At 50.8% G+C, this 11,217-nt stretch carries 9 protein-coding genes; all 9 read right to left on the bottom strand.

Annotated features, from left to right (window positions below):
* Positions 1-233: 233 nt before the first annotated feature.
* Positions 234-2,036, bottom strand: a complete 1,803-nt coding sequence (ilvD, locus tag KM934_RS00660; RefSeq protein WP_215758642.1) for a dihydroxy-acid dehydratase — start codon at positions 2,034-2,036, stop codon at positions 234-236.
* A 282-nt stretch (positions 2,037-2,318) separates the two neighbouring features.
* Positions 2,319-3,413: an OmpA family protein gene (locus KM934_RS00655; RefSeq protein ID WP_215758641.1), complete on the bottom strand. Its 1,095-nt coding sequence runs from the start codon at positions 3,411-3,413 to the stop codon at positions 2,319-2,321.
* A gap of 1,095 nt (positions 3,414-4,508) precedes the next feature.
* Complete coding sequence (locus KM934_RS00650; RefSeq protein WP_215758639.1) at positions 4,509-7,043, bottom strand: alpha-L-arabinofuranosidase C-terminal domain-containing protein; 2,535 nt, start codon at positions 7,041-7,043, stop codon at positions 4,509-4,511.
* A gap of 299 nt (positions 7,044-7,342) precedes the next feature.
* A complete protein-coding gene (locus tag KM934_RS00645; protein ID WP_215758638.1) occupies positions 7,343-7,888 on the bottom strand; it encodes a 2-oxoacid:acceptor oxidoreductase family protein in 546 nt (181 codons plus the stop codon).
* Entirely contained in the window at positions 7,885-8,652 is a 768-nt protein-coding gene (locus KM934_RS00640) for a thiamine pyrophosphate-dependent enzyme (RefSeq protein WP_215758636.1), read from the bottom strand. Before KM934_RS00640 ends, KM934_RS00645 begins: the two co-directional genes overlap by 4 nt.
* A gap of 5 nt (positions 8,653-8,657) precedes the next feature.
* Positions 8,658-9,743, bottom strand: a complete 1,086-nt coding sequence (locus KM934_RS00635; protein WP_215758635.1) for a 3-methyl-2-oxobutanoate dehydrogenase subunit VorB — start codon at positions 9,741-9,743, stop codon at positions 8,658-8,660.
* Positions 9,744-9,747: 4 nt separating this feature from the next.
* Positions 9,748-9,981 carry a 4Fe-4S dicluster domain-containing protein gene (locus tag KM934_RS00630; protein WP_215758634.1) on the bottom strand — a complete coding sequence of 78 codons (234 nt, stop codon included), beginning with the start codon at positions 9,979-9,981 and terminating at the stop codon, positions 9,748-9,750.
* A gap of 67 nt (positions 9,982-10,048) precedes the next feature.
* Positions 10,049-10,228 carry a tetratricopeptide repeat protein gene (locus KM934_RS00625; protein WP_215758632.1) on the bottom strand — a complete coding sequence of 60 codons (180 nt, stop codon included), beginning with the start codon at positions 10,226-10,228 and terminating at the stop codon, positions 10,049-10,051.
* Between the two features lie 5 nt (positions 10,229-10,233).
* Complete coding sequence (gene folD, locus KM934_RS00620; protein ID WP_215758631.1) at positions 10,234-11,115, bottom strand: bifunctional methylenetetrahydrofolate dehydrogenase/methenyltetrahydrofolate cyclohydrolase FolD; 882 nt, start codon at positions 11,113-11,115, stop codon at positions 10,234-10,236.
* Between the last annotated feature and the right edge of the window lie 102 nt (positions 11,116-11,217).

Raw genomic sequence — 11,217 nt, 5'->3', positions numbered from 1 at the left:
CACAGAATGTAGCAAAGGTGATGATGAAGGAAAACGGGATGTCGTATTCCATGGCTTCTTTCAAGGAGATCATGGCATGCACATACATCGCTAAATTAATTTTTGACAAGTGTCGGAGAATACCGAACCGAAAGTTAATTAGTCATACTATCAAAGAACTCTTTGGCTGGCAGCGTAAAACTGCTTAGCCTTTATCTCAAATTTTAACGAACTATTGGTCATAAGTAGTCTGCTTAATCTATGATTCTTACACCGCCCTTGTCGGCTGAGCTAACACTCTGCGCATAAGCCCTCAAGGCCTTGCTCACCTCACGGTGGCGGCGCAACGGCTGCTGCGGGCGAGCCGCCAATTCCTCATCGCTGAGTTTGACGTTGATGGTACGGCTGGGAATGTCGATGACGATGATGTCGCCATCCTTAATTTTTCCAATGTTGCCACCCGACGCCGCCTCGGGCGATATGTGTCCAACGCTCAAGCCGCTGGTGCCGCCCGAGAATCGTCCGTCGGTGATAAGGGCACACTCTTTGCCGAGATGGCGGCTTTTGATGTAGGAGGTGGGATAAAGCATTTCCTGCATGCCCGGACCGCCCTTGGGACCTTCGTGGGTGATGACGACGCAATCGCCCGACTTCACCTTACCTCCGAGAATGCCCTCACAAGCGTCGTCCTGAGAATCGAAGACCACGGCTGGACCTTCGAAATGCCACAGTTCGGGAGCCACACCGGCTGTTTTCACCACACAACCATCTTGGGCGATGTTGCCAAAGAGCACTGCCAAACCACCGTCTTTCGTATAGGCGTGTTCCATATCGCGTATGCATCCCGCAGCACGATCGGTGTCAAGACTGGGCCATTGCTCATTCTGACTGCCCATCTGGGTGGAGAAACGGCGACCGGGGGCACTGTGGTAGATGCGGTCGGCCTCAGCATCGACCGACGCACCAGTGATGTCGTAGCGAGCCATTGCCTCGTCGAGCGTCAGTCCATCAACGCGCTTGGCGTGGCCACGTATCAGTCCGCCCTTGTTCAGCTCGTTCAAAATGCCCAGGATGCCACCAGCTCGGTTGCACTCTTGGACTGAATATTTCTGGGTGTTGGGCGAAAGCTTGCACAGGCATGGCGTCTTTCGGCTCAGCTCATCGATGTCGTTCATATTGAAGTCGGCGCCGCCCTCTTGGGCCACAGCCAACAGATGGAGCACGGTATTGGTGGAACCTCCCATGGCGATATCGAGCGTCATGGCATTGAGGAATGCATCGCGCGTAGCGATGTTACGCGGCAGCACACTCTCGTCGCCATCTTCGTAATAAGCCAAAGCGTTCTTTACGATTTGGCGGGCGGCCTGCTTAAACAGTTCTATACGATTGGCATGTGTGGCAAGAATGGTGCCGTTGCCGGGAAGCGACAGGCCAATGGCTTCGGTAAGCGAGTTCATAGAGTTGGCCGTGAACATACCCGAGCAACTGCCACAACCGGGGCACGCGCATTGCTCAATCTGCTGCAACTCGTCGTCGCTCACCTCACTGTCGGCTCCAGCGATCATGGCCGTAATGAGGTCGGCGTTCTGACCACGCCAACGCCCGGCTTCCATGGGACCGCCCGAGCAGAACACCGTGGGGATGTTGAGGCGCATGGAAGCCATGAGCATACCCGGAGTTACTTTGTCGCAGTTTGAGATGCAAATCATGGCGTCAGCCTTGTGGGCGTTGACCATGTATTCCACTGAGTCGGCAATGATGTCGCGCGATGGTAGGGAGTAAAGCATACCATCGTGACCCATGGCGATTCCGTCGTCGATGGCGATGGTGTTGAATTCTGCTGCATAGCAACCCATCTTTTCGATTTCCTGCTTAACAATCTGTCCAATCTCATGCAAATGTGTGTGGCCGGGTACAAACTGTGTGAATGAGTTGACAACGGCAATAATGGGTTTTCCAAACTGCTCGTGCTTCATTCCTGTGGCAACCCAAAGGGCGCGAGCTCCTGCCATACGTCTGCCTTCCGTGCAGACGGCACTTCTCAATGGATGTTTCATAACTACTTGTTCTCTAAATACGGCTGCAAAGGTAACGACTTTAACTCAATTCTACAACAATCCGTTTTAAAAAAATCATGTTTTTTAATCAAACTGAAAGTAAAAAACACCATTTAAACACAAAATAATAACAAACCAACCTATCCTAACGACTACCATCCATCAACTTGCCTGACTGCAGAATTTGATGGGTTTACCAACAAAAATCCGCTGGCTTCCATGCGGGAAACCAGCGGATTTCATATTTTCAAGGCTCTCTATGCGAAGCCTTATGGGATGCGATTACTTTACGTAAACGATAGCCAGACGGTTAGAAGTGCTGCCCTGAACACCCTTACCTGTAGCCTCGTCAACAATAACGCCCTTGTTGCTCAGGTACTTGGCAACAACCTTGGCACGAGCCTCAGAGAGCTTCTGGTTGAACTTCTTGCTACCCTCAGGAGAAGCTGTAGCGATAACCTTCACGTGGCTACCCTCCTTAACAGCGTCGAGAGCTGCCTTAGAATCTCTGGTCAGAGCGCTCTTGCCCTGTGCGAAAGTAACGATAACAGTGTTGGCGGCGCAGTCGGCGTTAACCTCCTTGACAACCTCCTTGACAACCTCCTTAGGCTTCTTGGCGAGCTCGTTGCGCAGATCATTGATGGTCTGGTTCAGAGCGTCGATCTCGTTCTGGTCGCGGAGCTGGGCAACGGTGAAGTTGTGACGGCCGTCGTGGTTCTGGAACTTGTAAACAACACCAGCGTTGAGCTGGAAGAAAGCGTTGTTGATGTTATAAGCACCCTGGTTGGCGCTAGATGTGGCCTTGTAACCATAGTCGTTATAGTCGCTCTCGCCATTGCAGCCAGGCATACCGTTGAACACCCATGTCACTGCAGGCTCAACATAGAACTGCCACTGCTTCTTGCTGCCGAAGTTGAACTGGAAGTCCAAACCAGCCTTAGAAGTCATACGGTTGATGGCGCGGCCATCCTCCTGGTGCATGAACACGTGACCCCAGCCGATGCCATAAACAGCACCCAGCTCAAATGTGCGAGGGTCGCCCTTGTAACCAGCGAACAGGTTGCTGAGGTTCAGGGTTCCGAGCAAAGAGGTGTTCATTGCGCGAACAGCCAAACGGGTAGAGGCCCAAGGCTTGTTTGAGAAATAAGCGTTGCTCTCAATGGCCAAACCGAAGACCGGGGTGATGTTCTTACCAATGCGCAGGCCAGCGTTGGGGTTCAGACCCTTCATCCAGCTGTGGCCAGTCATCTTGGTGCTAACGCCACCGTTAACTCCAATGTACATGTTGTCAAAAACCTTGCTTCCCTCAACTGTAGTCTGAGCAGAAACAGAAGCGGCAACCAAAGCGGCTGCAAACAAAGTAAATAACTTTTTCATACTCTCTAAAATTTAAATTATTTATGTTTTATTCTATTATCTCTCGTCGTTTCAGAATGCAAAGAAAATGTTTTTTCTTGAAACTTCCAAATATTTCACCCACAAAAAGACACATTTTGCATCAAAAACGTATTTTACATCACTTTTCTACACTAAAAACAGAGAAAAACCAAAGGAAAGGCCACATATTGAATATATTATCCTTTGATTTACATGGTTTCAAAAGTCTGTGCCCGTTAACACACAAGAGGATAAAAGATGGCTATATCAATGGAACAATAGACCATAATCTATCAACGAAAACAGACGTCACCCCACAACCAAAATCACGAAACTTAATGACATTCAGGCAATTCAATAATTATGCGTTACAATTACAATGCTTTAAAACGGGGCTTACCCAATCGAATATCGCACAGGGACGGCCTGCCAACAAACGCAACTTTTTTCAGCAAAGAAACCCAAGGCAAAGACCAATCTATCACACGAGACCATGCTATCATGCCCGACAAAGAACACCCACCTGTAACCAGCAACCATCCTCCACCCCACACCTTATATTATATAGAGATACAATAGTCGGTTGGGTGCGTTTGTAAAAAGCGCGACAAACTATATTGAAAACTACACATTTATTATCCATCGCAGAAATATTTGGCGCAAATACGCCATTCTCAGCGCATTTACGCAATCGTCTGACTATCAGTATCTTATCGCACAAAAACTTCATTCAGCTCTCCACCTCCGTCCTTCAACCTTGCAAAACATGCCTAACCGCAGTGCGAAACATGGCTAACCGAGACTCGAAACATGGCCTTTCGCATCTCAGTTTGGCATGTCTCGCAACTCGAAAGATGCCTAACCGCAGGCGTTTCTGCTATTTCAGCCACCAGATTCTCGCAAAAATAACATTTTCGCACGTTAGTTCACAGGAAACACCCCACTAACTTTTTAGCCAAAAATCAAGACATCGCCCACAGATTCCACGTAGTTGCCAACCTTGCCGTTTGCCAAAGGGAGCTAAAAAAAAGAATGGGCGAGGTTGAAGTCGCCCATTCGTTTCATATCCAATCACTTGTTAGATTGAGGCTGTTTTTAGAATGTGATCACTTTCACAGAATAGGGTTCGAGTTCCACCTTTGGGCCAACCTCAACGCCAGTTGTCTCCACAACGGTACGCTCAAAAGGTTTTCCTGCAAAGCCTTCAACCTTTGCACCTGTGGGGATAGCGAGCCCCTGCAACGACACTGAGAGGCTGGCAGGCAGGGCATTAACCAACTTAACGATGGTCTTGCCCGTCTTGCTATCCCTCACCACGCTTGCTGCCACGCGGTGGCTCAGCTCAGGGCGTACGCTCATCTTCGAGCCCACATACACATCGCCACTATGGGTACCCCATAAACGCTGAGTGTGGTAACTCGGTGTCAGGCAGGTAATGGTGTCGTTGTTGAAGTAAATCATGTCGGGGTTCCAATTGGAATAGCCGTCCTTACACAACAATGGCGCGTAGCTTGTCATCGACACCACATCACCATTGCGCTCCAAGCCACAGAGATACATGGCCTCAGCGAGAGCACTCTCCACCGTGCGGGTGCGCGAGGCGTACTCACCCAAATACACCTTGGGCGCATTGCGGTCGTAGTGGTCGTAGTAGTCTTGATGATGCATAAACCATCCCGGCGACTCATAATAGTGCTCGTCAACAAGATCAAGAATGTCTTTGTGTTCCTTGGCAAACTTCCAGCCCTCCACATAGTCGGCCGACGGGTCATGGAAGGGGCCCACTGTACCTACGACTATCATATTGGGATACTTTGCCTTGATGGCCTTGCAGATCATCTCGTAACGCTCCTCAAACGTGGTGGAGATAATGTCCTCATTGCCGATACCCACATATTTGAGTCCAAATGGTTCGGGGTGGCCGGCCTCGGCGCGCATCTTGGCCCATTTCGACGTGGCGGGGTCGCCATTGGCCCACTCTATCATGTTGAGGATTTCTTGGCAATAGGCGGGCATGTCTTTCATAGGGATACCCCCCTGCTGCCCCCCAAGGCCTTCCTTGTTGGGAACGGAATTTTGACAGGGAACACCTGCTGCCAACACAGGCAACGGCTCAGCCCCAAGGTCTTCGCAAAACTGGAAATACTCGTAGAATCCCAAGCCGCGAGTCTGATGGTAGCCCCAAATGTTCTTATCGGGCTTACGGTCTTGCCAAGGTCCAACGGTATGGTTCCAATGGTAGATGTTGTCGAGGCCCTGTCCGTGACTCATGCAACCGCCTGGGAACCTCACAAACTTTGGATGGAGAGCGGCAATGGCCTCAGCCAAGTCCTTGCGGAGCCCATGCCCCTTGAAGGTCTCATGGGGGAAGAGGCTCACCATATCGATCGCCACATGACCTTCCTTGAGCGGTGTCAGAGCCAAGCGCACCTGTCCCTTCACCGCTTTCTTATCCACTACCAGCGGAAGGGAATAGCGATTCCAGCCTTGGCCCTCGGTCTTGATTTTCTCCTTGGCATACACCTCACCATTCTGACCGATGAGTTGCACCAACACCTGGTTCTTTTCACCATTCTCATTGCGCAGGTAAACAGAAAAGTCGAACGCTTGGTTAGCAGCTGCCGTGATGCCATCCCACCCTATATTATATAAGGTGTCTTTAGCAGCCACCACTGCATAGTGGGCGTTGTTCTTGCTCAGAGGCACATCAGTCTTCACAACAATGGGGCGGTTCGATTGCCATGCGGTGGTTGACGACCATTCGCGTCGATCGGCCGAGGTGTACTCAAAGTCGCGATTTTGCACCAACTCAGCGTACAATCCGCCATCGGCCGCACGACTGATGTCCTCAAAAAACACGCCAATGAGCTTATCGCTAATGGGTTTGGACTTCGAAGCGTCGACGCGGAGGGTGGCGTCGACATGGTTGCCAATGGAGGCAAAACGCTTGGCATCGTCGCGCATCGACTCGCTACTCAGCTCCGCATCGCGACGAACGGCATCGAAATACTGGCAGATGTAATCGAGATGCACCTTGGGCACATCAAACATATTGCCATGACGCAACACGCCATTCACCGTGGCCGTGTCCTTCATCCATGCCGCATCATCAATGGTACTGGGATCGGGCGACTCAGTAAACTTGCGGAAATCCTTCGATGCCTGCACATAATGCTTCGACCCATCCTTAGCCTTATAATAAATGTCGAACGTTCCGTCGTCCATCTGGAACATCACCGGACTGAGCGCTCCCTTCACTGTAGTCTGCGGATAATCTTGCGGACGCCATGTCACAAGATCCTCACTGTAAGCCGCGGCGAAACAAGGAGAATAGTTGTTCACGCTAAACACAAGTCGCCACGAGCCATCCTCCGCATGAATCACACAAGGGTCGTACATGCGTTTCTCGCTTCCCCACTGCGCATAATCAGACGAACACAACTGGCCAACATCCATCCAAGTCTCGTCATCAGTGAAATAAGCCAGGTGAAGACCTGCTTTCTCGCCAGGCGAATAGATAAAAACCTCGCACGTCGTATCATTGTCCAATATCTGATAAGCGGGCAACGTTTGTTGGGCTTTGGCCTGAACTGCCGCACAAGCAGCCAGGACAATCAGCATTTTCTTCATATTTTACGGTTCAAGTTGGTTTGTTTTTGAATTGAACGGATAGGAATAGCAAAAGCCATCAAATCATTCCTCTAAATGGCTGAGTGCAGCCTATCTTATGCAAAGATAGTGCAAACGAATGCCATGAGAACTTGTTATCAATTGGCTGAGTGCAGCCTATCTTATGCAAAGATAATGTTTTCCCAACACAATATGGCTTTGGAAAAGCGAAAAAATAGCCAAAAATAAAAAACAAAAAAGGCAGGTAACATCACTGCCACCTACCTTCCAAAACTAGAGAGTTATAAAAAAATCAAGTATCATACGGTTTGTTCTATAATCTTCATGCCCTCTTCCACAGCCTGCATATTCAGCGGGATGAGGCCATGATGACGTTCAGGCAAACTCTTGAAGAGCGCCTTGTTGAGACCGTCGGTGCTCACCACGGGAGCAACCTTCAGCAATCCACCCAGCACAATCATGTTGAAAACCTTGGAATTCTTCATTTCCGCAGCCTTGTCCATGGCGTTGATGCGATACACGTGGATATCCTTACGGTCTGTAGGGGTCATGATGCCATATCCATCATAGATGAGAATACCGCCAGGTTTCACCTTGGGCGCAAACTTATCCATCGACGGCTGGTTGAGGACGATGGCTACATCATATTTGCTCAGGATGGGCGACGAGATGCGCTCGTCGCTAACAATGACGGTCACATTAGCCGTTCCACCTCGCTGCTCAGGGCCGTAGGCAGGCATCCATGTCACTTCCTTGTTCTCCATCAGGCCCGAATAAGCTAAAATCTTACCCATCGAGAGAACGCCTTGTCCTCCGAAACCTGAAATTATGATTTCTGTTTTCATTCGTCCAACGTATTTTTTAAATCACCCTTGACATATTTCTCAAACATGTGCTCCTCCATCCATTGGTTGGCCTTCACAGGAGAAAGCTTCCAACCGCTGTTGCAGGTAGACACAATTTCCACGAGACTGGAGCCCTTACCCTCCATAGAAGCCGTGAAAGCTTTCTTGATGGCGGCCTTCGCCTTGCGAATAGCGCCTACGTTCTCCACGCTTTGGCGAGTTACGTAGCACGTTCCCTCAAGGTGAGAAGCAAGCTCAGTGATGTTGAGAGGATAGCCATGAATCTTCGGATCACGGCCATAAGGACAGGTGGCAGTCTTCTGACCAATGAGCGTTGTGGGCGCCATCTGTCCACCTGTCATGCCGTAAATGGCATTGTTGATGAAGATCATGGTCAGGTTCTCGCCACGGTTGAGCGCGTGAATGGTCTCGCAGGCTCCGATACAAGCCAAGTCGCCATCACCCTGATAGGTGAAAACGAGGCGGTCAGGCCACAGGCGCTTGATGGCCGTTGCCACGGCAGGTGCACGTCCATGGGCTGCCTCCTGCCAGTCGATGTCAAGATAACGATAGGCGAAAACTGCGCATCCCACAGGGCATACGCCCACCACTTTCTCCGACATGCCCATCTCCTCAATGACCTCAGCCACGAGTTTGTGGACCACTCCATGAGAACATCCCGGGCAATAATGCATGGGGGTGTCGTTCATCAGTTCCGGTTTCTTGTAAACAAGATTCTCCGGTGCAATTATATCGTTTGCCATCTTCCTTACCTCATTAATTTGTCCTTCAAAACGTTGACTATCTCCTCCGGGTCGGGCACGATGCCACCCAAACGACCGAAATGCTCAACTGGCAGAGCGCCATTGACCGCCAACTTGACGTCTTGGATCATCTGACCGGCGTTGATCTCGCTGACGAGAATGCCCTTCTTGCCCTTTGCAGCAGCGGCAATCTCCTTACTCGGGAACGGCCACAGCGTAATGGGGCGGAACAGGCCCACCTTGATGCCCTCTGCACGTGCCAGTTCAACAGCCTTCTCACCAATACGGGCCGCACTTCCGAACGAAACGATTATGTAATCGGCATCGTCGCACTGCTGCGCCTCGTAGCGCACCTCGTTGTCCCGAATAGTTTGGTACTTCTCCTGCAAGTGTATGTTGCGAAGCTCCATGACCTCAGGCTTCAACTCCAACGATGTCAAGATGTTGGGCTCACGGTCTTTCGTGCGTCCCATAGTTGCCCATGGGCACTCTTTCCTCACCTCTTCCTCAGTACGGCGAGGCTTGAATGGAGGCAACACCACCTTCTCCATCATCTGTCCGATGACGCCATCGGAGAGAATCATGGCCGGGTTACGATATTTGAAAGCCAACTCGAAAGCCAAGTCTACAAAGTCGGCCATCTCCTGAACGGAGTTCGGTGCCAGCACAATGACGTTGTAGTCACCATTGCCACCGCCACGTGTGGCCTGGAAATAGTCGCTCTGTGATGGCTGGATGGTTCCCAATCCAGGGCCACCGCGCTGCACATTGACTATGACGCCCGGTATCTCGGCGCCAGCCATATATGATATTCCCTCCTGCATGAGGGCAATTCCTGGCGACGAAGATGTGGTCAGCACACGCTTTCCTGCGCCTGCTCCGCCATACACCATATTGATGGACGACACCTCGCTCTCAGCCTGCACAACCACCATACCAGTGGTTTCCCAGGGCTTTAGCAGCGCCAGGGTTTCAATGATTTCACTCTGTGGGGTAATGGGATAGCCGAAAAAAGCATCGGCGCCACATCGGATGGCAGCGTTGGCAATAGCCTCGTTGCCTTTCATTAACACGACTTCTTGTTCTGCCATGGCTTTAGTCCTCCATCTTTTTCTTATAAACCGTAATGCACCCATCAGGACATACGACACCGCAACTGGCGCAGCCAATGCAGTCGTCTGGTCGAGCAGCCTCCACGTACGGATAACCGTGGACGTTCACCTTTTTCTGAGCCAGCGCGATAACATCCTTCGGGCAAGCCACTATGCACAATTGGCATCCCTTGCATCGATCTGTGTTAACGACAATGGCACCTTTAAATTTAGCCATAGGTATAAGATTTAAACAGGTTTGTTATTTCTTCATACTCTGCGTTTGGCCCACGCGGCTTATCCCATCATGGGTTATACGCATCTTTATTATAGAAATTCAAGATGTCCTCGAGCATCGCCTTTGCCTCCACAGCGGGCGACTCGGGGTCGAGTTCTATCGCCTCCATATAGCAATCGAGCGCATGTTTCCAGTCGCCCTGCTGCCTGTAGGCGTTGCCTTTTTGATACCAGTCGGTTGCGGTCATACCTCTTAATAGTAAGCTTTCTTGCCTGCTGCCAACGTATTCTTCATCAAGGAGCAAATGGTCATGGGCCCCACTCCGCCTGGCACGGGCGTGATAAACGAGCACTTCGGTGCCACCTCGTCGAATTTCACATCGCCATTGAGGCGGAATCCGCTCTTGCGTGTGGCATCGGGAACACGCGTTGTGCCCACATCGATGACTACTGCGCCCTCTTTCACCATGTCGGCCGTCACGAAGTCGGGACGTCCGATGGCAGCGATGATGATATCGGCCTCACGGCATTCCTCCTTCAAAGTCTTAGAGTGAGAGTGGCACACGGTCACTGTGGCGTCGCCATACTGCTTCTGCATCATGAGTTGCGCCATAGGCTTTCCTACGATATTGCTACGGCCAAGGATGACGCATTTCTTGCCAGAGGTCTCCACATGATAGTGTTGGAGCAAGGTCAGGATGCCAAGTGGCGTAGCCGAGATGAAGCACGGCAAGCCAATGCTCATGCGTCCCACATTGATGGGATGGAATCCATCGACATCTTTGCGATAGTCGATAGCCATGATAATTTTTTGCTCATCGATGTGCTTTGGCAGCGGCATCTGGACGATGAATCCGTCGACATCCTCGTCTTTGTTGAGACGGTCGACGCAAGCCAACAACTCCTCCTCCGTGACATCAGCCTCGTAGCGGATGAGTGATGACTTGAAACCGCACTGCTCGCAAGCAATCACCTTGTTCTTCACATAGGTCTCAGAGCCTCCATCATGCCCCACGAGCACGGCGGCCAGGTGCGGTTGCTTACCTCCGCGGGCCACTATGTCCTTCACCTCTTCGGCGATTTGCTGCTTAATGGCAGTAGCTGTCGCCTTTCCATCTATTAATGTGTAAGCCATTGTTCTCCTTATTTATATTTAGGCAAACGGAATTTAATATTCAGGCATGCAGAATCTGTCATTCCCGCATGCTGGGTTCCTTGTTGGAGCAAGTCAAACCAA

Origin of the sequence: Hallella faecis (assembly GCF_018789675.1) — a bacterium.
Classification (GTDB): domain Bacteria; phylum Bacteroidota; class Bacteroidia; order Bacteroidales; family Bacteroidaceae; genus Prevotella; species Prevotella faecis.
Note: the sequence above shows the minus strand (reverse complement) of the source record. Positions and strands in the feature narration are given on the sequence as shown.

Excerpts from the sequence above, each read along its gene's own strand:
- ilvD (WP_215758642.1), bottom strand. The coding sequence starts at position 2,036 with ATGAAACATCCATTGAGAAGTGCCGTCTGCACGGAAGGCAGACGTATG.
- KM934_RS00655 (WP_215758641.1), bottom strand. The coding sequence starts at position 3,413 with ATGAAAAAGTTATTTACTTTGTTTGCAGCCGCTTTGGTTGCCGCTTCT.
- KM934_RS00650 (WP_215758639.1), bottom strand. The coding sequence starts at position 7,043 with ATGAAGAAAATGCTGATTGTCCTGGCTGCTTGTGCGGCAGTTCAGGCC.
- KM934_RS00645 (WP_215758638.1), bottom strand. The coding sequence starts at position 7,888 with ATGAAAACAGAAATCATAATTTCAGGTTTCGGAGGACAAGGCGTTCTC.
- KM934_RS00640 (WP_215758636.1), bottom strand. The coding sequence starts at position 8,652 with ATGGCAAACGATATAATTGCACCGGAGAATCTTGTTTACAAGAAACCG.
- KM934_RS00635 (WP_215758635.1), bottom strand. The coding sequence starts at position 9,743 with ATGGCAGAACAAGAAGTCGTGTTAATGAAAGGCAACGAGGCTATTGCC.
- KM934_RS00630 (WP_215758634.1), bottom strand. The coding sequence starts at position 9,981 with ATGGCTAAATTTAAAGGTGCCATTGTCGTTAACACAGATCGATGCAAG.
- KM934_RS00625 (WP_215758632.1), bottom strand. The coding sequence starts at position 10,228 with ATGACCGCAACCGACTGGTATCAAAAAGGCAACGCCTACAGGCAGCAG.
- folD (WP_215758631.1), bottom strand. The coding sequence starts at position 11,115 with ATGGCTTACACATTAATAGATGGAAAGGCGACAGCTACTGCCATTAAG.